24 protein-coding genes are annotated in these 23,398 nt (G+C 40.7%); 15 read left to right on the plus strand and 9 right to left on the minus strand.

Annotated elements, in window-relative coordinates:
* Positions 1–32: 32 nt before the first annotated feature.
* Both LX73_RS10290 and msrA read left to right on the plus strand, forming a co-directional pair.
* Positions 33–785: a 2,3,4,5-tetrahydropyridine-2,6-dicarboxylate N-succinyltransferase gene (locus LX73_RS10290; RefSeq protein WP_148899417.1), complete on the plus strand. Its 753-nt coding sequence runs from the start codon at positions 33–35 to the stop codon at positions 783–785.
* A 95-nt stretch (positions 786–880) separates the two neighbouring features.
* A complete protein-coding gene (gene msrA, locus LX73_RS10295) occupies positions 881–1,561 on the plus strand; it encodes a peptide-methionine (S)-S-oxide reductase MsrA (RefSeq protein ID WP_211359412.1) in 681 nt (226 codons plus the stop codon).
* 238 nt (positions 1,562–1,799) lie between these two features.
* Here the strand turns inward: msrA and thrC are convergent, their stop codons facing one another.
* The 5 genes from thrC to LX73_RS10320 all read right to left on the minus strand — a co-directional run bounded on the left by thrC (position 1,800) and on the right by LX73_RS10320 (position 8,288).
* Entirely contained in the window at positions 1,800–3,512 is a 1,713-nt protein-coding gene (thrC, locus tag LX73_RS10300; RefSeq protein WP_148899418.1) for a threonine synthase, read from the minus strand.
* A gap of 105 nt (positions 3,513–3,617) precedes the next feature.
* Positions 3,618–3,872, minus strand: coding sequence for a hypothetical protein (locus LX73_RS10305; protein ID WP_148899419.1), 255 nt, complete (start codon positions 3,870–3,872; stop codon positions 3,618–3,620).
* Positions 3,873–3,986: 114 nt separating this feature from the next.
* Entirely contained in the window at positions 3,987–6,347 is a 2,361-nt protein-coding gene (locus LX73_RS10310; RefSeq protein WP_148899420.1) for a DUF2309 domain-containing protein, read from the minus strand.
* A gap of 19 nt (positions 6,348–6,366) precedes the next feature.
* Positions 6,367–7,650 (minus strand): proton-conducting transporter transmembrane domain-containing protein, encoded by a 1,284-nt coding sequence (locus tag LX73_RS10315; protein WP_170245663.1) that lies wholly within the window; start codon positions 7,648–7,650, stop codon positions 6,367–6,369.
* A gap of 305 nt (positions 7,651–7,955) precedes the next feature.
* The gene (locus tag LX73_RS10320) at positions 7,956–8,288 is read right to left on the minus strand and encodes a hypothetical protein (RefSeq protein ID WP_148899422.1); all 333 of its coding nucleotides are present in this window, start codon (positions 8,286–8,288) and stop codon (positions 7,956–7,958) included.
* 132 nt (positions 8,289–8,420) lie between these two features.
* Between LX73_RS10320 and LX73_RS10325 the strand changes: the two genes are divergently transcribed.
* Entirely contained in the window at positions 8,421–9,323 is a 903-nt protein-coding gene (locus tag LX73_RS10325; RefSeq protein ID WP_148899423.1) for a LysR family transcriptional regulator, read from the plus strand.
* A gap of 23 nt (positions 9,324–9,346) precedes the next feature.
* Here the strand turns inward: LX73_RS10325 and LX73_RS10330 are convergent, their stop codons facing one another.
* On the minus strand, positions 9,347–10,249 hold the full coding sequence (locus LX73_RS10330) for a 3-methyladenine DNA glycosylase (RefSeq protein WP_148899424.1): 903 nt from the start codon (positions 10,247–10,249) through the stop codon (positions 9,347–9,349).
* 217 nt (positions 10,250–10,466) lie between these two features.
* Here LX73_RS10330 and LX73_RS10335 point away from each other — a divergent pair, with 217 nt between their 5' ends.
* The 3 genes from LX73_RS10335 to LX73_RS10345 all read left to right on the plus strand — a co-directional run bounded on the left by LX73_RS10335 (position 10,467) and on the right by LX73_RS10345 (position 12,987).
* The gene (locus tag LX73_RS10335; RefSeq protein ID WP_148899425.1) at positions 10,467–11,213 is read left to right on the plus strand and encodes a hypothetical protein; all 747 of its coding nucleotides are present in this window, start codon (positions 10,467–10,469) and stop codon (positions 11,211–11,213) included.
* Between the two features lie 258 nt (positions 11,214–11,471).
* Positions 11,472–12,314, plus strand: a complete 843-nt coding sequence (locus tag LX73_RS10340) for a UbiA family prenyltransferase (RefSeq protein WP_170245664.1) — start codon at positions 11,472–11,474, stop codon at positions 12,312–12,314.
* 43 nt (positions 12,315–12,357) lie between these two features.
* Complete coding sequence (locus LX73_RS10345) at positions 12,358–12,987, plus strand: thioredoxin family protein (RefSeq protein WP_211359413.1); 630 nt, start codon at positions 12,358–12,360, stop codon at positions 12,985–12,987.
* Position 12,988: 1 nt separating this feature from the next.
* Here the strand turns inward: LX73_RS10345 and LX73_RS10350 are convergent, their stop codons facing one another.
* On the minus strand, positions 12,989–13,426 hold the full coding sequence (locus tag LX73_RS10350) for a hypothetical protein (protein WP_148899427.1): 438 nt from the start codon (positions 13,424–13,426) through the stop codon (positions 12,989–12,991).
* 84 nt (positions 13,427–13,510) lie between these two features.
* On the opposite strand from LX73_RS10350, the gene LX73_RS10355 reads away from it, so the two are divergent.
* The 7 genes from LX73_RS10355 (at position 13,511) to pdxH (ending at position 21,242) form a co-directional block, all read left to right on the plus strand.
* Positions 13,511–14,701: an aspartate aminotransferase family protein gene (locus tag LX73_RS10355; RefSeq protein ID WP_246138233.1), complete on the plus strand. Its 1,191-nt coding sequence runs from the start codon at positions 13,511–13,513 to the stop codon at positions 14,699–14,701.
* A 196-nt stretch (positions 14,702–14,897) separates the two neighbouring features.
* A complete protein-coding gene (locus LX73_RS10360; protein ID WP_148899428.1) occupies positions 14,898–16,010 on the plus strand; it encodes a vWA domain-containing protein in 1,113 nt (370 codons plus the stop codon).
* 183 nt (positions 16,011–16,193) lie between these two features.
* Entirely contained in the window at positions 16,194–17,555 is a 1,362-nt protein-coding gene (locus LX73_RS10365; protein WP_148899429.1) for an NAD-dependent succinate-semialdehyde dehydrogenase, read from the plus strand.
* A 147-nt stretch (positions 17,556–17,702) separates the two neighbouring features.
* Complete coding sequence (locus tag LX73_RS10370) at positions 17,703–18,503, plus strand: hypothetical protein (protein ID WP_148899430.1); 801 nt, start codon at positions 17,703–17,705, stop codon at positions 18,501–18,503.
* A 140-nt stretch (positions 18,504–18,643) separates the two neighbouring features.
* Positions 18,644–19,711 carry a PA0069 family radical SAM protein gene (locus tag LX73_RS10375; RefSeq protein WP_148899431.1) on the plus strand — a complete coding sequence of 356 codons (1,068 nt, stop codon included), beginning with the start codon at positions 18,644–18,646 and terminating at the stop codon, positions 19,709–19,711.
* 283 nt (positions 19,712–19,994) lie between these two features.
* Entirely contained in the window at positions 19,995–20,573 is a 579-nt protein-coding gene (locus LX73_RS10380) for a thioredoxin family protein (RefSeq protein WP_148899432.1), read from the plus strand.
* Between the two features lie 12 nt (positions 20,574–20,585).
* Complete coding sequence (gene pdxH / locus LX73_RS10385) at positions 20,586–21,242, plus strand: pyridoxamine 5'-phosphate oxidase (protein WP_148899433.1); 657 nt, start codon at positions 20,586–20,588, stop codon at positions 21,240–21,242.
* A gap of 8 nt (positions 21,243–21,250) precedes the next feature.
* Here the strand turns inward: pdxH and LX73_RS10390 are convergent, their stop codons facing one another.
* Both LX73_RS10390 and LX73_RS10395 read right to left on the minus strand, forming a co-directional pair.
* The gene (locus LX73_RS10390) at positions 21,251–21,424 is read right to left on the minus strand and encodes an energy transducer TonB (RefSeq protein WP_170245665.1); all 174 of its coding nucleotides are present in this window, start codon (positions 21,422–21,424) and stop codon (positions 21,251–21,253) included.
* Positions 21,417–21,632 carry a hypothetical protein gene (locus tag LX73_RS10395; protein ID WP_148899435.1) on the minus strand — a complete coding sequence of 72 codons (216 nt, stop codon included), beginning with the start codon at positions 21,630–21,632 and terminating at the stop codon, positions 21,417–21,419. The genes LX73_RS10390 and LX73_RS10395 overlap by 8 nt, the downstream gene beginning before the upstream one ends.
* 345 nt (positions 21,633–21,977) lie before the next feature.
* Here LX73_RS10395 and trmB point away from each other — a divergent pair, with 345 nt between their 5' ends.
* Entirely contained in the window at positions 21,978–22,655 is a 678-nt protein-coding gene (gene trmB, locus LX73_RS10400; RefSeq protein WP_148899436.1) for a tRNA (guanosine(46)-N7)-methyltransferase TrmB, read from the plus strand.
* Positions 22,656–22,764: 109 nt separating this feature from the next.
* Complete coding sequence (locus LX73_RS10405; RefSeq protein ID WP_148899437.1) at positions 22,765–23,376, plus strand: TetR/AcrR family transcriptional regulator; 612 nt, start codon at positions 22,765–22,767, stop codon at positions 23,374–23,376.
* Positions 23,377–23,398: the final 22 nt, after the last annotated feature.

Here is a 23,398-nt window from a genome sequence, read left to right on the forward strand (position 1 = left end):
AAAAGCTTCATATAACTAAAAAATAATTTACAATGAGTAATAACTGGGAAGACATTTTAGATCAATTGGAAACTGGAGAAATACGTGCTGCCGAACCGAAAGGAGATGGCTGGGAGGCAAACCGAGAAGTTAAGGAGGCTATCTTGGAATCTTTCAGTGCGGGAGAAAATACTGAATATTCGGGTATCTACGAGGGGTTTGTTGACAAACATAATCTGCCGCCTCAGAAGTTTAAATCGGAACAGAATGTACGCTTGGTTCCCGGCGGATCATCGGTGCGGCGCGGAGCCTATGTGGCTTCCGGAGTTATCCTTATGCCTCCGGCTTACGTTAATGTAGGCGGCTATGTGGATGAGGGGGCTATGATTGACAGTCATGCTTTGGTAGGATCATGTGCGCAGGTTGGTAAAAATGTGCATCTTTCTGCCGGCGTTCAGCTGGGTGGTGTGTTAGAACCGGTGGGATTACGTCCTGTAGTAATTGAAGATGATTGCTTTATTGGCGCAGGTTCGGTAATCGTAGAGGGAATTCTCGTTAAAGAAGGCGCCGTGATTGCTCCCGGTGTTACACTTTCAAAATCAATACCTGTGTATGACTGCGTAAATGAAGAAGTGCTTGGTAAAGGGGCCGACATCCCGGAGCGAGCAGTGGTCGTACCGGGGACGCGTCCCATGAGTGGCGAGTGGGCACAGGAGCAGGGACTCAATGTTGCATGTCCGCTTATCGTAAAATATCGTGATGCCGACAGTGATGCTTCTCTTGAGCTGGAAGATGCTCTCCGGTAATAAATCCGTTTGTGGAATAAAAACGTATATAATAATAGCGGTATTATATTGTTCTTAAAATAGCAGCGAATGGGGACTGTTAATCAATAACTATTATGATGAAATCCATAACAAAGTTTTTAAGTGTATTTTTGGGCCTGTTATTTATTGTCAGCTGTGCAGCGAAAGAGGCACCGCAGAACAAACAGGGAGAAAAAACTGAGCCCGATCTCACCGAAGAGCAGCTGGCTAAACTCGAAACGGCTTATTTTGCAAGTGGATGTTTTTGGTGCACGGAAGCTGTCTTTGAGCGGGTGAAAGGTGTTAAGGAAGTGGTGTCCGGTTATGCGGGTGGCGATAAACCGAATCCCAGTTACAAAGAAGTGGCTTCCGGCTCTACGGAATATGCCGAAAGTGTTCGCGTGCGATACGATTCTGATGTAGTGAGTTATCGGCAGTTGGTGAAGGTATTTTATGGATCACATGATCCCACGCAGCTTAACCGACAGGGACCGGATGTGGGGAAACAATACCGGTCGGTTATTTTTTATCAGAATGATGAAGAACTAGCTATTGCCAAAGAGATTAAGAAGAAACTGGAAGAGGCCGGCAAGTATAAGGATCCGATTGTAACTAAGTTTACAAAATACGATCAATTTTACGAGGCTGAAGATTACCACCAGGGATATTATGATGCGCACCCCAATGATTCATACATCGTAAATGTATCGAAGCCAAAAGTAGAGAAGTTTATAAAGAACTTTAAACATCTGCTAAAAGAGCAGTACAAAGATTAGGAATCCCTTCCCTTACAAAATTCACAAAATGTGAAATTGTCATCGCAAGCCCCACAATTTTTGGGGTGTGGCGATCTCGAATATTGTGTGTATTACCACATCTCCCTCATTCCATGCACTCTATGCACAATGACACAACGTTTTGCAAAGTCATGTAATAAATAATTAAGAGTGACTATTAATAAATGGAAAAAGAAAAGGACTAATAGGATTTTTACTTTTCGACGGTTAGTTGTCCTTAACCATTTATACGACTGGTTGATTTGGTAGCAATAGCCAATCCCTTGGTAAAGGCTTGAATAACCGCTTCCAGCGTATCTGGCGAAGCTCCTTTAGAAACCCACTGTTGCCCTTCGTTGGAAAGGGTGAGGGTGACCATCACCAGCGAATCTGTATCAGGACTAAGAATATCCACTTCGTGGTTATCAACTTGAAGTGGTAAGATATTATCAGTTTCTGATCGGATGCCGGAAAGGATGGCATCAATAGGTCCCACGCCTTTGGCTTCGGTGATAACTTCCCGATCCTGCAGGGCCAGCTTAACTTTTGCATGCACCAGGCCGTGCTTGCGCATTGTCAATTTATAGTCAAGCACTTCTGCGGGGTATTCGAGATCAATATCTTCATCAAAAACGAGGGACTGCAGTACCTCAATTTCATTGTTAGTCAGCGTCTTTCCTTTCTTATTTATTTTTGAGACGTATTCGTTATACAACCGTTCATGGTCTTCGTCCATCTTGAGGTTGGCCATAAAAGTATCCCGCGATTTGCCCCAGGATTCCTTTTGCATCTCAATAAAACCCGAATTTACGTAATTAATAACCTTGTCGAGGTCAGGTGAAAGTACCGGAGAGCTGAGCGAATGTTTAGCGACTACCTTGGTATCCTTAAAACCGGTGCCGGTCATTACAAACAGGCAATTTTTGTCTCGAAATTTTTCATTGTGTTTTTTAAAGGCTGCCAAGGGAATGGCGCCGGCAGGTTCTACGAATTGTCCTTCTTGCACAGCTAGTTCTTTTAGCGCATCCAGGATTTCGTCCTCCGTCACTGTCATGGCCATGCCGTCAGTATTATCGATGCCATCCAGCACCTTGTAGAAATCCACTGGGTCAGGTACGGCAACTGAGCTAGCCATAGTTTGTACCTGTTCTTTGACGATCTTTTCTTTTTTAAAGATACCCTCAACAACGGGTGAACTTTGCTCAGGCTGGATACCTACAAATTTGGGAATCTTATCGATACTTCCAGCCGCTTTCATTTCTTTGTATCCCTTATAGATAGCGCCAAAGTTGGTTCCACAGCCGATAGGTATAAAAATATAGTCAATATCTTCTCCGCCCTGGTCCATCAATTCATAGGTAAATGATTTTTGTCCCTCTTCGCGGAATACGAAATCACCGGCCAAATAGTAGTTGCCTGATTTTGCAAACTCACGGCACAGTTGTTCACAAGTGCTGAATGATCCTTTGATACGAATGATGTTGGCATCGTAAATAGTTGCCTGGGCCAGTTTGGCCTCAGTCGTTTTTTCGGGTACAAAAACAAAGCAGGGTATATTAAAATAGCAGGCATAAGCTGCTACTGAGGCTGCCATATTTCCTGTAGATGCCAGGCAGATAGCATCAGCATCCAGCTCCATGGCTTTTTGCACTTCAATATAGCTGCCGCGATCTTTAAAACACCCGGTAGGGTGCTCAAATTCGAGCTTTCCGAAAATAGCTGCACCATACTTTTCAGACAGTCGGTCAAGTTCTTTTAGTGAAGTAGGATTGGTCTTTATGGGATCGGGCACTAACTGTTCCAGGGGGTACTGAATGTCCTCAGAGGATTCATCGTAATCTACCCAGAGTACACTGTCGCATTGGGTGCAATAGGTGGTAGTTTCTTCGGCTGAGTTAATGTGCCCATTAGCTACACATTTCAGCTCGTAATTTGTTGTTGCAGTTGCCATAAGTCAGGCTCAGTTTTGTACTATTACTATCAAAAATGATCTAAAATACTGTGTGTAAAATAGCGGATTTCAACCAAGAATTACATTCTTTTTTGGATAGGACGATCAACTATTTTTGAGGGGCAGTAGAGAAATTTCATCGAAATCCATATCGAGCTCGTCAAGTACTGGTTCGGCTACTTCTGATATTTCTTCAGGGCTAAGTTGGTCAAGTCCCGCAATTTCTATGAAAAGTGTATTTTGATGTCCAACTACGTTATACCGCGCTTTTTCAGAATTAAAACATTTGCGCAGGGTGTCGACAAGTATTTCAATATCTTGTTCGTAAGTTTCGTAATCAGCATCTTCGAGTTCAGCCATTTCTATAACTTTTGCAGTTAAATAATTGATATTTCTTTTCCAACAATACGCAATAGCTGGTAGGCAGTCAATGGGGAATGAATGTGTTTTTTAAAAAATAGTCTTTAGGGGGGGCTAGCGTATATTCTCTAAGGTTTTTGAGTGATTACTCATGGGGATGACTTTATTGCCTAATGTTGGATCAATTATGGAAAGGTAAACCCATTCATTTTCTATTAGATTGCCTAGTGTATCCGGATGTTCGGAGATGATTGGGGTTACCCGTGACTGGGGGGCATGAATAAAGACAGAAAGACGGAGGGGAAAATGTTGTAGCTGATAATCATTTTCTCTCAGGGATTCAAGGGGAAGTCCGGATTTTAAATCGCCGCCATTACCTTGCACGACCCCAAAATTGCCGGTAATATTTTGTGTAATCTTAGTCCCGCTTCCGAAGAATTCGTTGTCGACTGAGGCAAAATAATAATGGCTATTAATCCATTGCGTTACAACCATTGGTCCTTGAAGAATGCCTTCCAGTTTTTGTCCATCAGGATCTTTTTGCCAGTTATAGGAATGAAGGAAGCTTCGTGCTTGGAGATCAAGGTTAGATGTTAACGCACGTGGGCCGATGATAAATGAGGCATTGCCGGCTAATCCCCATTCGGGACGCGTTTCAGCCCAATCTGAAGTTCGACGATGAGCTTCAGCCAATGTTTGTGTAGTATTTGCATCAGCAAGATTAAATTGCTCCTTATTGGCAAGGTGTTGAGCATCATCCAGCTTGTCTTTCAATTCCTTGATCTGCGCATACTTATCATCAGGTAGGTGCTGGTCAAAAAATTCAAACCCATTGGATGTGGTGTTGTGTTCAGCCGCTACAAAAAGGGTGTCTTTGGGAATATGGATATCATGTTGTTCGGCCAGTGTCATTCTCACTTTTTGCTCGTTGCAAATATCAGCAAGTATGCGCGCATTATGGCGCCCCTTGCTACCTGCACAGGCTCCACAATCCAAGCTTGATCCGAAGGGATTGTTTGACGTCTCGCTTCCATGCCCGGCAAAAACCACAAGTGGAGCAAAGGTGTCCCATCCCATCAAGTCAAATGCCGCACTAGCAATCTGTGCTTTCTGATCGATTGATAAATGATCGGGATGACCAGAATCAGATGTAGCCTTGGTTGATAATTTTGCTTTACTGAACCCTTCCGGAGAGCCTTTGCGACGCTTTGCCTTTTCTTTAAGGCGATACACTGAGGCGGGAAATAATGTTCGCAAGATCATGCTTAATCCATAGAAAAATCCGGCTGACTCTACATATCCGAATGATGCCGGGATGTTATTTTTTAGCGTGAAGCGAAACTCATTAAAGGCCTTGTGCAAGGTGTTGTAGAAATCAAAATTATCAGCTGCTGCTTGTTGGTCAGCACGTATTTCTTCTCGTGCCTCAAATTTGGCATCTACGATAGGTGGACACGATTTATTACTAATATTTTTTTCGGGATGCTGATATTCCATTGCCACTCCGAAAAATCCCGCATACCCAAACGTTTCGTAGTCACCCACTTGTTCAATTGTCCTGCGTATCCGTTCAGATCGAGTATCGATACAGAACACAAGTTGTGCTTCCGGTCTTTTTCCGTCACGATCATTTTCGGGGATCGACTGGGCGGTCAGCTGTTTGGTAAGTTTTTGCTGATAGGTCAGCTCCATGGCTCGAAGCCATGCCGACTTGATGTTATCTCCTTTGTGAGAGGTGTTGGTTGAGGGAGACTGATGTTCGCGAAAATCTTTTCCAAACTCTGTATAAATTGTTAGTCGCACTGCCAGGTAGTCGATCAGGGTAATAGGGAAAGCCAGCTGCCAGTCATTGCCACTTTCCATGCGATATTTGATGTATCCGGTCCAACCGGGTAGTGTTAGCAAGTGGTGTTTCAATATGGTTTCCAGCTCATTCTTTTCAACGTCTTCCAGTAAATGTTGCAGAGCGTCAAGTGGATCATCGGGCAAGGTATTAATCAGATCACGTCTGGGTAGGGTGTGATCATGCTGGGCGTTCTTCTTCCAGGAATTATAGAATCCTTCATCACGATAAGGCATGGGCCATTCTGTTGATCCCTGATCCAGAAAAACACTCAGCCATTTTATCAGATTGCGATTAACATCATCCAATTTTGTCTGGGCGTTCTCAGGGTTTTCAAATGTGTGCATTTGTTGCAGCGATTTATCAACCGAAAGCGGTATACCTTTTTCTTGTAGCTGTTTTTCAAGGATGTCCTGATCGATATCACCCTGGGTGAAGGCTTGTTCAAATGCATCTGCTGAAGGGTACCCATTGATGTTTAAGTACTTGCGGGTGTCTTCGATAGCTTGCTCAAAAGGCTGGTCTTCCAGGCCAGATAATGGATTTGAAGTGACAAAAGAATACAGGGGCCAATTTTTGATTAAATTATCAGATATTGATCGAACTGTATCTACGATAGCGTCTTTTTTCATGGAAATCAGTTCAGGTTATTTAATGAAGAATCGTATTAGATTTAGGTTGAGACACATTTAACATATATACATACAATCGGCTGGACTTTTTGTAGAGTTTGAGTTCAATCACTATGAATGAAATAAGATATAACACTCCTATAAATATTTGTGCCCAGCTGAGAGGAGTAGCAACTTGAATCATTGGGATTGTAGTAAGTAGAGTATCTATCAGTTCAAACACGACAGCATAGACTAGCAATGCCGGAATGATAATTGCGGGAAGTGTAACGAGTCGCGTTGTTCGAGATAGGCTGCTATGTTTGAGGATGTCACGGCTTCCATGTATCACGGTTAGGACGATAACTAGGTTTAGAAACAAGCCACTGTCGAGATGTAATCCTTTACCGGTGGTAAAGGCAAATATGAGCCCGCCTACAGCTCCGCTGAGCAGCATGACCGGGAGGTGCCATTTATTCCAGCTTTCCTTTTCATTACTGATTACCGGTTTTTGTTCTATGGCGTCTCCTGATGACAGAAAAAGGTAGGCTTTATAGAATCCATGTAGGATTAAGTGCGTAATAGCTGCAGCAAAGAATCCCAGGCCACATTCCAACAACATGAAGCCCATTTGAGCAGTGGTAGAGCAAGCCAGCTTTTGTTTTACATTGGGTTGCATAAATTTGCTAAATTTGCCGATAAGCGCCCCGATACCGCCGGCAATGACAAGTATCCACAGCAGATGACTGCCAAATAGAATGGGGGCGACTCTCGCAAGTAGCACTGCTCCTGCGTTCACAAATCCCGCGTGCATCAGAGCGGAAGCCGGAGTTGGGGCTGTCATTGAAGACATCAGCCAGCGATGAAAAGGGAAAAGGGCCGATTGTATAATGGCAGCAATGATTAATAATATTCCTCCTAGTTTAATTATTGATGGATCAGCGGAAGCACTGGCTTCAACGATGTTGGTAATATGCCAAAATCCCGTTGTGTATCCCAGCCAAATAAAACCGGCTGACAGGAAAAACGCGCTCATCAAGAAGTAATTTCGGGCAGTTCGCTTCGAGCCAACGCTTTCTTCGGTATGCGTGTATTCCCCAATGAGTTTCGCCATCAAAAGACCCATGCAAAGCCAGGCTGTAATAAAGAGGGCAATGTGATTCGAGATAACCATCAGGATAACTGCAAAGGAAAACAGTAGCCCATTCAACATAAATTTGGGTAGATAAGCATATCCTGCTAAATATCTGCCGGAATAGCTTAGCACAATACTGCTGAATAGGGTAACCGCTGTGCTCATGACCAGACTTAACTGATCAACCATAATTAAACTATTAGCAGTCCAATGTATGGGATGAAAATATGAGATTCCAAGAAGTATAAAGAACAAGGTGAATAAGAACCACGACAGCCGAACAATGGTTTTTGTGAAGGTGCGATTTTTAGTTCTGAGACTTTCAGATGTTGATTTAGAGATCATTTACGTTACTATTTTCCTGATTAAACTAGAAGTCTTGATTAAATTCTGCTAAACTTATGGAAGCGATTTAATAAGTTTTAATTAATATACTTAATGCTTTGTATAAGCAGAGGTTTATATCGTAATACCTATTCCTAAAACAGGCAGGATTATTGTTTGTCGGATATATTATTTTCCAGCGTAATATTAACCTTGGAATCTATTTGTAGTTGCTGGTCTGTTTTGTCGGCGTGATTAATCAGTTCTAGCACCTCTTCACGCATCTCTTGTAGTTCTTGAATTCTATTTTCAGACTTGGAATCAGCTTGTCCGGATTGTTCAAACGAGCGGAGGTTTTTAAGGTTGTGAAACTTTAATTTGCTTTGAATGAGGGCCATTAATATTTCTCGGGCTTCTTCAGCACTGAATGTACCTTCAACAAGAGAAAGATTTTGATTTAAATCATTGTTTAGGGTCAATGAGGGATTGGATTTGTTACTCATAGTATTGCTATAGTGAGGATTTATTCTGTTGTATTTCATTGGTTCTTTTTAAAATGAGTCAAAAATAATAAGCTTTTTTACATAAGGGATAATTAATATTTTTAATGACTAACATTAACTATTCTTTATGATATGAAATTCACACTTCACCAGCTATATGTATTTGGAATGGTGGCTCGTCACAAGAGTATGACTGAAGCTGCCCAACATTTGCATATGACACAGCCCGCAGTTTCTATTCAAATCAAAAAATTACAAGAAGCCGTAGATATTCCACTGATAGAAGTGGTTGGACGGAAGCTATATTTAACCGAAGCGGGGGAGCGGCTCTATGAAGCATATAAAAACATAGATTTAGAGTTGGAGTCATTTGAGGCTGTAACTTCTCAACTTAAAGGCGGGTTAAAAGGAAGTCTTAACGTATCTTGTGCCTCTACAGCTAAATATTTTTTGCCTTATTTGTTGGGAGAGTTTCAAAAACGGTATCCCGAAGTTCAAATATCTCTAAAGGTCACGAATCGAAATGAGGTGATACATCATCTTTCACAAAATGAATATGATTTGGGAATACTTACTCAAATCCCTAATGATGATTCCATAGATTCTATCCCTTTTTTGGAAAATCCACTGGTGATGGGAGCCCCGCCGGAACATTCGTTGTCTGGTGAAAAAAAAGTTAGTACTGAGCAGTTAACAGAAGAGCCTTTCGTTTTCCGCGAACTGGGGTCGGGTACGAGAATGGTAATGGAATCGTATTTCAAGGAGAATGGAATGAATGTCAGCCCGATAATGGAACTGGGCATGAATGAGGCGGTCAAGCAAGCCATTATGGCCGGCATTGGATTGTCCCTCATTTCAAAACTCAGTTTGGAAAATGAGCTCAATCTAAATAAAATATCCATTCTGAATGTGCCTGACTTTCCCATGATGACCCACTGGCATATGCTGTATAAAAAAGACAAGAGGTTAACCCCCGTGACACAAAACTTTATTTCATTTCTTCAGGAGAATAATATCGAGAAATATCTTCCATAAAGGGGATTCGCTCAACGCTGTGATTAAGAAAGTGTTTCCAAAATAAATTCATACTGCTCTATCAGCTGCCGACGGATGGGCTGCGAACTCTGAAAAATGGCCTTCTGTTTCCTCATGTATTTTTGGCGGCCCTCGTCGGTTTCAATTTTGATGGGTTCCAGCCCGCGTTCACGAAGATCATAGGGACTGGCTTTCATATCCATGACGCGGGTTTCAACGGCCAGCTTGAACGCCCGGCGGATCGTGTTGCTGGAAATCCAGGGATACATTTTGAATGCCCATTTGTACAGATCCATGTTCGTGTGAAGACAGCCGGGCTGTTCCATCTCGGCAAATTTATCACGGCTGAGCTCGTGTTTGTTTTGTGGCTTGGCTTCGTCGGTAAAAAAGCGGAAGGCGTCGAAGTGTGTACAGACGAGGGGACGCGATTCTACAAATTCTGCCAGCTCTTCTTTATCCATTCGCAGGGAGAGGTAGTCGTGGCGTACGCGGTCGGCTTTGTAAACCATAGCCCACTCGTGCATTCCAAAACAGCCAAATGAAGGCTCACGCTCAGCGGACTGCTCTAATACATTGATAATCCATTTTAAGGCTGAAATACGATCACGATCAAAATGGTCGATGTCCAAAAAGCTGTTGCCATCGATTGTTCCCATTTCATTAAAACGCCAATCCTCCAAAGATCCGTCTATTAGCAGAACGCCCAGACCCGGCGACCAGCTTTTAAGATAAGAAGGCCGGAAAGCATAATATTCAAAAAGAAAATCCATCACCGGGTCTTTTTGCTGCTGCGACCGCCGCTGTAAATAATCATCAATGAGATTACCAATTTGCCGTTGGTGTTGGGCCTTTTGCTGTTGCCAGTCTTCTGGCTCTACTTGGTTGGTAATATAGGGAACGTGCTGAGCTGTTTGCGTTGTAACCATAGCTCCTAAAATACCAATCTTTTTATGAATTGATAAGCGCTAACTACAGATCCTGTTATTTGTTAAGTGAAATTAAACTTGAGAAGTGAGATCAATTTGGAATAAAAATTTACTATTTCACTTTTTACCAAAATTAACTTTTGAAATTTATAACCTTGGATTTTTTTTAATACGTTTTTTGCTTGTTAAATTTAATATAAACAACAACTTATTCATTATGAGACGATTTACATATTTAGTATGCATTTTAGGGGTACTATTTTTTATCACTTCATGTTCATCGATGGATACTTCCCGGGTTAAAAAGGTAGACAAAGCTGCTGTGGCTATAGTAGGAGTGGAAAAACACATTAATTATACTGACGACTTTGAAATACCTCAGCTCGTTCAGCGATTGGCACAGAGTGATAAATTTGATCTGCAACCTATTGCTGAAAATCTTCACGAAAATACGTTTGGTGTGTACACCGAAGTTATGCCATTTACTTTAATACCTGAAGAAGAGGTGATAGAAACCGAACGGTATAAAAATTTTGAGCTATATAATGAAGGATATGAAGAGGCAACAGATGGGAATTCAAATTTTATTACTGTTAAAAATTATAAGAAATATAATCCTTCGGGTATGTTACAGGGACGTCGAGCAAAGCTTTTTGAGGCAATGCCGGACGAAGCTGAAGCAATGTTAATGGTTGGATTATCATATAAATTATTTCAAGAAAATTCGATGATTCCAGGTGTTAATAAAGGAAAGATTGAAGCAGATTTAGATATAAGATTAGTGAAGCCGAATGGTGAAAGAATTCTGACTATTAATAAAAAAGCGGAATCTGACAATTCTATGAAGGTTGTGTTAGATGCAGCTATATTGGATCCTGATAAGATTCAGCCCTTAGTTCAAGATGCCACTGACAAAGCTATGGCAAAGGCTGAAGAGTTTATTCAAGATAATCTTTCGGATTAGTATTCGGCTTTATACGATAGACATTCGAAAGAGTGCCGGTTTAAGTGTAATATATTTATTGCTTCTGCTCTTCCGTTTTAAGTTGGAGGGCAGGAGCTTTTTTTGAGTACTATTGGATAGATTTGTTAAAGTTGGTATCCTTGTTTGAATGCCCATTAAATCGAGAAATTGAGAACCCCAAAATCGAGAGATATAGGTCCTGCCATCCAGTTATGGCATTTTCTTTTACATCTCCGCTGGCATTATCAGTTGTTTATTTTGTCCGGAGGGTTTCTATTGGGTGGATTTTTGAGTTCCAGTTTTACCTCTACTTCCTTTATTATCCAGTTTTTTAATGTCCATCTACTCCTTTTTGGTGGTGCAACAGCCTATAATTCATATTGGGATAAAGATGAAGGGGCAATTGGAGGTTTGCGAAATCCGCCTCCTATGCAAGGATGGATGCACCCCGCTTCGGTTTTATTACAGTTTTTGAGCCTTACAATTGCATGCTCCCTTGGCATAGCCTATACCGCTATATTTTTAGCGAGTATATTTCTGTTTTGGGGATATTCTTCTCCCATGGTTCGTTGGAAAGGTAGCCCAATTATAAGTTTAATTGCTATTGGCATAAGTACCGGATTTAATGCCGTTCTTTTGGGATATGTGGCAGCCGGAAGTCATATTTTATCACCGATCATTTTAGTGGCTGCTTTAGGCGTAGCCCTGATATTATTGAGCCTATATCCTATTTCGCAGATCTATCAGCACAAAGAAGACCAAGCCCGCGGAGATCGTACCTTTGCAATTACTTTTGGTAGTTCAGCTGTACAAACTTTTTTTAGAATTGCATACAGTTTAGGTTTAACAATGCTAAGCGGTGTTTTGATTTGGGAGCATGTGCGATTGGGAGTTCTTTTTGCAGGAATTGGCGTTATTGTGGGAGTTATCACCAATAAAAAAGTTCAGTTGGTTGAAGATGGTGAAAAGGGATACCAAAAGGTGATGCAAATAAAATACGGTCTTTCATTAGCCTTCGTATTTTTTTTGATAATAGCCATTTTGCTAAAACACGGACAAATAAATGGAATACCTATCATCCAAAATTGGTTATTACGGTAAGACATATTTGATAAATTTAATTTCAATAAAATAAAAGTATTGTATGAGTACTACGACCAAGCAGGTGATTAATCAATCCATTATTGATAATGCAATGACCTACGGTCAATACCGGCAGATGATTGACGAGCTGGTAAATAAAAATGAGACTACCGGAGATGATCATTCCGAAGAAATGATTGAATACACCAAAATGAATGTGCAACGGATGGACCGGCTTGATAAACAAATTGAGTTGGCTGACTCCCTTGTTGAAAAGCTTAACCAGCTTGATGAATCTTGGGTTTGGCTGATACTTACCGAAGCATGGTGTGGAGATGCAGCGCAAAATGTGCCGATTATTGCTAAGATAGCCGATCAAACTGAGAATATTGAGCTCCGACTTATTCTGCGTGATCAGCACTTGAATATTATAGATGAATACCTAACGGATGGCGGCCGGTCTATACCCAAGCTCGTATGTCTGGACGCTGAAACGTTACAGGAAATTGGAACTTGGGGACCTCGTCCCGGTGATTTTCAAAAAAAGGCGATGGAATGGAAAAACGACTCAGATATTAGCAAAGAAGAATGGGCTGAAAAATTGCACAAGTGGTATGCTAAAAACAAGGGACAAGAACTGATGGCTGATTTTGAAGAGTTGCTCAATCAGTGGTCCACAAACGACAGGTAATTTATTCGTCGAGTGCAACAAAAGACCAACTTGAACTCTCGCTTTTATTAGCTTGCATAACTTTTCGTTTTTGTATCCTTATGGTAATAACGGAATCAATATAAAATTTCTCAGGATTCTCGAGCTGGTCTTTAATTGTATGGATTGATAGTGTATCACCTTGTGCAATCGGTGGGGTACCGCTTCCATATCCCTTAACTTCTTCGACTTTAAGATGGAGCGTGTTTTTGTCTTTCCACACCAGCACTTTACCATTTACACGGGATTGGCCGGGCGCTAAACCGGGCAGGGGACGGTCGGCTGAGGGAGTGGTATCATTCTGAACCTTCAGAGTATCCTGTTTGGGAGTTTTATTTTGTGCTTTGTTATTTGATGATGCGCAAGCCAAAAATCCAATACTCACAATAAACACAATAACCCAACGATACATAGATGACATGAGACTATATTTGTATTAAGTTTGAATGTAAAATAATGGTAGAATAATTAAACGCAATTAATTCCACTGATTTATATTTAAGTAGTGAACAATAGAGAAAAGTTTTACGATCACGTCGCCCAAACCAGTGATGCCCCGATGGGGCTGGAGGTTGATTATGCCGAGGGGCCTTATATTTATACCACAGATGGTCGGCAGTATGTAGATTTTATTTCTGGTATTGCAGTAAGTAGCCTTGGTCATCGTCATCCAAAAGTGGTAGAAGCAGTAAAAAAACAGGCAGATCAGCATTTACACGTCATGGTTTATGGTGAGTTTATCCAAGAACCTCAGTCAGCTTATGCTGACTTATTGACGTCTCAGCTTCCTTCTTCGTTAGATCGGGTGTATTTTGTAAACAGTGGTACTGAGGCTAACGAAGGAGCGCTTAAACTGGCTAAAAAGCATACCGGCAGACATAAGTTTGTGGCCTTTAATCACGGCTATCACGGTGATACCCACGGCTCACTCAGCGTTACCGGCCGAGATGTATATCAGGATCCCTACAAGCCGTTGCTGCCCAATGTGCACTTTTTGGATTTTAACAGTTTTGAAGCACTTGATACCATCGACGAACAGACAGCAGCAGTTATTATGGAGCCTATACAGGGAGAAGGAGGTATTATTCCGGCTCAAAAAAAGTGGTTGAAGAATGTCAGACAACGGTGCAATGAGGCTGGAGCATTACTTATTTTTGACGAAATTCAAACCGGCTTTTATCGAACAGGCTCTCTTTTTGCTTTCGAGCAATATGATGTGGTACCGGATATTCTGTGCCTGGCTAAAGCCATGGGTGGAGGTATGCCCATGGGAGCATTTGTGTCTTCATCAAAAATATTTGAGTCGTTTATGTACAATCCGCCATTAAATCACGTAACCACATTCGGCGGACATCCTGTTTCTTGTGCAGCGGCTCATGCAACACTCAGTGAACTATTATCGGATGATTACGGCTATAAGGCCGATCAGATCGAATCTATTGCCAGAAAAGAATTGACAGCTGATGGTATTAGCGAGGTACGCGGAGTAGGAGCAATGCTGGGAATGGAGCTAAAAAATACAGAGTTAACCCGCCAAGTTGTAGAGGATTGTATGGATCAGGGTATTATTCTTGGATGGACTCTGCACTCTGATACTCTCGTTCGACTGGCCCCCCCACTGATAATAGACCTAGAGCTGCTTCAAGATATTTTCAAAAAAATTAACGGTACGATAAAAAAATATTGTCAACAATAAGATTGTTCATTGAAATTGTTTGTTGGCGTAAGCCTGCTAATAATATTAGTATTTTTTAATGTGTGGAAATGCCAAATAGTTTCTTTTTTTTAAAAAAAATGAGCCAAAATCGAGCGAGATATCGTATATAATATATGACAGGATAATCCTGTCGGCGATATACCATAAAAGTACATTCAAAAATAGGAGATAAATTATGACTAAATACTCTACAATTTTATATAGTACAGCTATTCTATTGATGGCTGGATTATTCATCAGTTGTTCAAATAGCACGGGTACAGAAGAAAAACCGGTTGAAGAAGCCTTAGTAGTTGGTACGCAGGTATCTTCAGACTTTTTGAATACTGGTGAATTTGATGTGTTAGGTACACCGTTAGATGAAGATAGGAAGAGCATACTTTCCGATGTAGTGGGTGCAAAGATAACACTCGACTCACTTTCAGGAAATACAAGTAGTAAGATTGCCCGAAAGAACAGCCGGGTCGTCTTTGGAAAGAACAAGCCTGTCTCAGATATAACTGTTGATATTCGATCGAGAGCAGTGAACCAAGCGGGAAACGACCCTTTTGCAATTTCTCTTGATATCGATGGTAGTGGAAGTATGAGTAATAATGATCCCAATCGTACGCGGGTGCAGGGAGCAAAAGATTTTGTGGATGAATTTTCACAAAATGCGAGCAACTTTGAAATTAGTATATTTACTTATGAAGGTGATCCTAATCGGTCCTTTTTATCTAATTCAGAACTTCTATCTGAGTTCAGTAGTAATACTTCAGCGCTCAAAGACTCTGTTGATAATGTAGAAGCCAGTGGTGGTACACCTACGTATCCATCTCTGCTTGAAGTTCTGGAGTATTCCGAACAGGAGAAACCTCATCAGTCAAATGAACGAGGAATAGTATTACTTTCTGATGGTTATCCAAACAGTACCGCTTTACGAGATAGTGTATGTAAGGTAGCCAATAACATGGATTCGCCTATTTATTCGATTGGGTTGGGGCCAGCCTCAGATCTTAGTAACAATCCGGATCCGGATGCTGTGCAGGAGATGCGGGATATATCTACTTGTACAGGAGGAAGTTATTCTGGCATTGATCCTAATAATAATTCTGTAAATGCCTCATCACTTTATCGGAATATTGCCATCGCTACATCAAAAGGGAATATTCAATTTAAGGCTAAGCTTTCAGGATCAGGATTTAGTAACCTCCAGCCGGGTACTATACTGTACTTTACCCTCAAGTTGGCTACAGGTAATGGACAGGCAGAAGCCTTCTTTTCTTTTAGTGTCCCCTCTACTAATTAGTATCTAGTTAAAATACGATTTAGAAAGAGCCTGCCAATAAACCGGCAGGCTCTTTTTTATTCAAAAAATGTTGATTGTGAGACCATTTTGGAAATGGAAAAGCGTACCCAATTGTTTTTATAATTAAGGCGTTCTGATTCGCTTTTTAAACGTTATCTTACGAACAAATTTACCATAGCCATTATGAAATCTATTAATCCCGCTACTGAAGAGCTTATTGCAGAATATGAGAAAATGAGTGATTCTACTATTAAATCAATTGTTCAACATGCAGCAGAAGCCCAGAATAAGTGGCGACGCAAGAGTTTTGATGAGCGGGCATCGCATCTCAAAGAGATAGCCCAAATTTTAGAAAATAATAGTGATGAATATGCTGAACTGATGGCCCGTGAAATGGGCAAGCCGTTGCCACAAGGTAAATCAGAGAGTGAAAAGTGTGCATGGGTGTGCCGGTATTACGCAGAGTATGCGGAAGAATTTTTGGAAGATGAAATAATTGAATCTGATGCAGACAAAAGCTATATCACCTACAATTCACTGGGAACAGTATTAGCTATTATGCCGTGGAATTTCCCGTTTTGGCAGCTGTTTCGTTTCGGTGCACCTGCGCTTATGGCCGGAAATGCTGTAATCCTAAAACATGCACCCAATGTAACAGGTTGTGCTTTGGCAATAGAGAAAATTATTCACCAAGCGGGGGTCCCTGAACAGTTGTTTCGAACGATTGTAGCAGATGTAGATCAGACGCAAGATCTTATTGTAAATCCTGGAATTGCTGCCGTTACATTAACGGGCAGTACCCGCGCAGGTAAAGCAGTTGCATCTAAGGCAGGTAGTAAGCTTAAGAAAACAGTGCTGGAATTAGGTGGTAGTGATCCGTATATCATTCTTGATGATGCCGACATCGAGAAGGCAGCAGAAACGTGTGTGACATCCAGGTTACTTAACAGTGGGCAAAGTTGCATTGCTGCTAAGCGCTTTGTTGTGGTGGAAGATAAATATGAACAATTTTTGGACATTGTACATCAAAAAATGGCTAATAAACAGATCGGGGATCCCTTTAACGATGATACTGACATTGGTCCTATGGCGCGCAAAGATTTACGAGATAAGCTACATAATCAGGTTCAAGAAAGTGTAAAAGCGGGTGCCAAATGTATATTGGGAGGTGAAATTCCCGATCGGGAAGGTGCTTTTTATCCGCCTACGATATTAACAAATATTACCCAAGGTATGCCGGCCTATGAAGAAGAGTTGTTTGGTCCCGTAGCTTCTGTTATTAAAGTGAAAAATGAACAAGAGGCTATAATGGTTGCTAACGATACTGATTATGGATTGGGTGCCGCTATTTTTTCCGAAGATGTTGATCGCGCTGAGGAAATAGCCGCCAAGGAACTGCAGGCCGGCTGTTGTTTTATTAATGAGTATGTAAAATCTGATCCTCGTCTTCCATTTGGGGGTATAAAAAAATCGGGTTTTGGGCGCGAACTTTCGCAGGTTGGCATTAAAGAATTTGTAAACATCAAGACTGTTTACCAGGCATAAATAAGAAAATTAGTAATAAGCAGCTATCAAAGACTGTTATACATCAATATTTTTTAAAATGACCCCTTTTTGTACTAGATTACGTATATACTATGTGTGGGAGATACTAAATCAAAAAAAAATACTAACTAAAATTTGTAAATAATTATGATACGACGTTACATAACTTATACGATACTTATTGGACTCATGGTTGCACTTTTGGGTTGTAGTGATGATTCGACTGGACCAGATCCTTCAGAAGCACCACAACTTCCAGAACTCCAAAATGAGGAGGCTAAAATGGATGTGTCTTTTTTCAAAAACACAAATCCCAAGGCATTGGCTACTGCCTCTTCTGCTACAACACAAAATTATACTGATGCTAAAAACACAGCCATAGGAGCATCTAGTACATTGCTATACGGCAATACTTACCAGGGATTCCTCAGTGCTGCGGGCCAACAACAGCCCAACTATAATAATGGAGTATGGGAATGGACGTATAGTTACAGTTACCAAGGCACCAGTCTCGAGATTCGGACAACTGCTGAGGAACTGAATAATAAAGTGGAATGGGCTCAATATTGGACATACGATGATAGTCAAGGGAATAGTTATAATGACTATAAAATATTTGAAGGTACTGTAAGCAATGATGGTTCAACAGGCAACTGGACGTTCAATGTCCTTGATCCTAATGGAACGCAGGAAATTCCGGCAATTGTAAGTAAATATGATATTACCAGCGATACGCAAAGAGAACTTACAGCTAAGTTTTATGATAGTTCTGGAAGTTTAACTGGAACTTATAAGTATGTACAAGACGGGGCTGAACATACTCTTACTATATCAACAGTTAGCAGTAGTTCCGATGTCATTGTGTTCTGGAATACAGATACCGGAGCTGGATATATCCAAGAAAACGGTACGAAACACGAGTGGGATTCTAACCAGCAAGATATTTAATTAGGCTAATACTTTTTAGCTATTCAAAAGCCCGGTACTCCCGGGCTTTTTTTATTTTAAAAAAATAAGATGACATAACGTTGGCATTCTGAATAATGATATTTTGTTCATAGTGATATAGAACAGAATTTTGCACTATCATGTCAGATTCAATACAAAATTCCATACGAGGACGGGGCGCATCCGATAATCCGGGTAATCGTTTTGAGGGCTATTATACAGATTACGATCTTGACGATGAAACTGGTGAAAAGCCGTCGCAGGATACCAAGCTTATTCCTGATGACAGTAATGAGATTCTTTCCGAGAACGACAGTCCGGATATTCCGTTTACGTATAGCCTCAATCCATATCGGGGATGTGAGCATGGTTGTATTTATTGCTATGCACGGCCCACGCATGAATATTTGGGTTTTTCGGCCGGACTCGATTTTGAGTCGCGGATTATGGTCAAGTACGATGCGGCGCAAAAAATACGTTCTACATTTGCCTCCCCAAAATGGATGCCCGAACCTATCGTGTTTAGCGGTGTTACGGATCCCTATCAACCCATCGAGGGAGAACTGGAAATAACCAGAGACTGTTTAGAGGTATGTATGGAGGCTAGAAATCCCGTGAGTATAATTACAAAAAATTACAGAGTAACGCGGGATATTGATCTTTTGGAAAAGCTTTCAAAGTATAATGCTGTTCATGTAACACTTTCGGTAACGACGCTCGATCGCGACTTGGCTCGAGTGATGGAGCCGCGAACGTCACAGCCACCGCGTCGCCTTAAAGCCATCGAGAGATTAACTAAAAAGGGCATCTCTGTAGGCGTAAATGTAGCTCCCATTGTCCCTGGATTAACAGATCACGAACTTCCGGATATTTTGGAAGCAGCAAAAGATGCTGGAGCAACTTATGCCGGGTACACTATTGTTCGTTTGCCATACGGTGTCAAAGATCTGTTCCAAGATTGGTTGAAACAACATTTTCCGAATCGAAAAGAAAAAGTGTTGAATAGAATCCGTAATATACGCAGTGGAAAGCTAAACGAAAGCGAATTTGGGCAGCGGTTTCATGGAGAGGGAGAGTTCGCCGATCAAATAAGAAATTTGTTTAACATACAAACGGAACGATTAGGCTTTAATGAAGAACCCGTTAAACTGTCAACTAAGTATTTTAAGAGACCAGAAGAGGGGCAATTAAATTTATTCAAAACGTAAAAAAATATGATAAATTAGCGTTGATAATGTCCCAAAGGGAATACTAACTTTGATATTTGTATCTAAAAATTCTAATACAATATAGCTTTGTGTTGTCCTTACTGATATTGATTTCTTATTTGTTCCATAATATCGACAAATGAAATTGAACGATAAGATAAATATTATGGGGGATGAAAAAATCAGTATTTAATGTTCATTTATCTACTTGATATTAATATATTATCATGATCAAATGAGCTAATTGTAACTTGCTAATTTTGGAAGAATCTAATTTTCTATTATGTCAGAAACACCATCTACCATGCTGGAACTTGGAACCCAAGCTCCGGATTTCAAACTATTCGATACTATAAATAATCAGCTAGTTTCACTGAGTGATTTCAATAATGCCAAGGGATTACTCGTGGTTTTCATCTGTAACCATTGTCCGTATGTAAAACATATTATTGATGAATTTGTGGTAACGGCTAAAGATATTCAACAAAAGGGAATTGGTGTTGTAACTATTAGCTCGAATGATGTAGAAAACTATCCCGAAGATAGTCCGGTAAAAATGGCTTCATTTGCCAGAGAAAAGAAGTTTTCATTTCCGTATTTGTATGATGGGAACCAACAAGTTGCAAAGGCTTACCGTGCTGCCTGTACTCCCGATTTATTCTTGTTCGATGAAAATGATGAGCTTGCCTATCGCGGACAATTTGATGATAGCCGTCCCGGCAATGATAAATCAGTTACTGGTAGCGATCTTCGCGAAGCGGTTGAAATGTTGTTTGATGGCAAAACGATGGATGATCAAAAACCCAGTGCTGGCTGTGGTATTAAGTGGAAGAAAGGCAATCAGCCAGAATATATTAGTTAAATATCTAGTGATATGGGTGGAAATAAAGATAAAGCGGATATTGCTCAAATTAGGCGCGATTACTCACTCGAAAAATTATCAGCATCATCAATTAATGATGATCCGATAAAACAGTTTTCAGTTTGGTTCGAGAAAGCCATTGAGGCTGATCTCATAGATGCGAATGCAATGACACTTTCAACCGCATCTCAAAAGGGTCAGCCATCTTCGCGGATTGTATTATTAAAAGGAGTCGATAAAAAAGGGTTTCGTTTTTATAGCAACTATGCCAGCCGAAAAGGAAAAGAATTAGCTAAAAACCCATATGCTTCGCTTTGTTTTTATTGGGCGCCGCACGAACGCCAGGTTCGTATTGAAGGCAAGGTAGAACAATTAAATCGACAAGAGTCTGCAGCATATTTCCAAGCGCGTCCCCGCTTAAGTCAGATTGGAGCATGGGCATCAAAACAAAGTACTAAGGTCTCATCCCGTGAAGAGCTTGAATCTCGCTTTAAAAAAATTAAAAAACGTTTTGCAGGTAAAGATATACCTTTGCCTGATTTTTGGGGTGGATACTTGTTGAGGCCTGAACGAATGGAATTCTGGCAGGGTAGAGAAGGTCGGCTGCACGATCGTATTTGTTATAAAAAAAAGACAGAAGGGTGGGAGAGCTTCCGCCTTGCGCCCTAAGCATAATTTTATTGTAACTGAATAACAACGGGTATAGTCATACGAACCTGAACGGATTTTCCTCGTTGTTTGCCAGGTTCAAATATTAAATTACGGACTGCGCGAAGTGCTTCTTTATCAAATCCACCACCAATTTCTCTGAGGATTTTAGCATTTTTGACCTTCCCGTCAGTATCAACCACAAACTGAACTTTGTACGGTACCTTCAGTGCTTGCTAATTTTGCTTTACGGGGATAGTTGGTATCATCATAAAGAGATTGTTTGGCGCCCTTTATTTTAGCTTCTTGCTCTACCGCTCGAAATATTTTCTCCTTGTGTCCTTTCGTTGCTGACTGTTCCGGCATTGGCATATTGCTGTCCTCTTTAACTTTAAAATCAGGGTCGTCCATCGACTCTTCAATGGTTTCATGATTAGGTACCTCGTTAATTACGATTGGTTTGGATGGAGTGGCAGGTGTTTTCTGTTGATTCCTAATGGGGACATTTACCGACTTTAAATAATTAGCGCTTCCTGTTTCTCTGCCGGAAATTTAAACGCAGATAATATCAGAAGAAGTGCCAATATTAATCCCAGTTCAAACATAACATAATAGCCTTTTTTTTAGATCACCGCTTATTTTCATACTAGTCCCGTGTTTTATTAAAATTGGTGCTTGTTATATATGTTATTTGTAAACTAATATCTTCGCGAGTAGCCGAAATAACATATTCGTTTTTTAAACACTGTTAACCCCATGGGAGTAAATAAGAAACAGCGATTTGAAGAAGTAGCTAGTTTTGATCATGTATCAGAACTGACTGATTTTCAAGATGAAAAGTCGGAAAAGCCCAGAGGCAGGTGGAATAAAGACATATTTGGAAATTCAAATCCCAATATTGTTGAGTTGGCCTGTGGTAAAGGCACTTATACCTTGGAGCTGGCACGAAGGAATCCACAGAAAAACTATATTGGAATTGATATTAAGGGAGCTCGTATTTGGAAGGGGGCTACTTGTGCTCGTGATAAACAGCTCGAAAATGTGCATTTTTTGCGTATTTATATCGATCATCTGCACGAATATTTTGGTCCTGCTGAAATTGACGATTTATGGATTACTTTTCCTGATCCCTATCCAAAAGGGAGTGATCGCAACAAACGGTTGACATCCCCTAAGTTTTTGAGGATTTATCAAAAAGTATTGCATCCTGAAGGGAAAGTGCGTCTTAAAACCGATAGCGATAAGCTATTTTCATTTACGCAACAGGTGATTACGGATACCTCTTGTGAGCAGATCGATATTGTAGAAGATATATATCGACAGAAGTCTAATAACAAGCTGCTTACTATTCAAACGGACTATGAAAAAGAACATTTAGCGAAAGGCCGAACTATTTCATTTATTAGTTTTTCTTTGCCTGATGATCCCATATAATTACAGTTTTAGGACTGTTTTTAGCCAGAAAAAAGTTTATATAATATAATTGCTTTATCGATTCAGAAATGTTTAATTAAATAAATTAACACCGTTAACCATATGTGCAATGGCTCAAGCCACAGAAAAAAAATTAAAGAAACGCATAACTGAAGCTGCACGGCAGGTATTGCTTGCTGAAGGCTATCGCAATTTTTCGCTTCGTAAAATTGCTCGAGAAATCGGTGTAAGTGCTACCAGTATTTATTTACATTTTGAAAACAAGGATGATCTGGTACATACACTAATGGAGCGGGCAATTTCTCGACTCAATGATCAGCTCGAAAATGAGATAAGCAAGTATGAAGATCCTATTTCAAAACTTGAAGCTTTGGCTCATGAATATGTTTCGTATGCCTTGAATCATCCCCGGGAGTATCAGGTAATTTACTTAATCAGCTCGGACGAGATGACCCGGTATCCCAAAGATAAATTTCGTAAGGCACGCCGTGGTTATGAGATTGTAACCGAAGTGCTTGAAGAAGGCGTGAAATCGGGACTAATTTCGGAAAGTCAGCCGCGCATGGCAGCTTATACATTTTGGGCACAATTACACGGCGTTATGTCTGTGGTACTTTCACAGCGTTTGGATAAGCGGATTGAACAGGAAGAGTTTATTCAAGAAGCTATTGAACATATTATCAAAGGATATCAGGTTCGTACTGCATTAAAAGAAAGCTAAGTTTGTAAGCATGTAACTTAAA

It is taken from the genome of Fodinibius salinus (genome assembly GCF_008124865.1).
Lineage (GTDB): Bacteria > Bacteroidota > Rhodothermia > Balneolales > Balneolaceae > Fodinibius > Fodinibius salinus.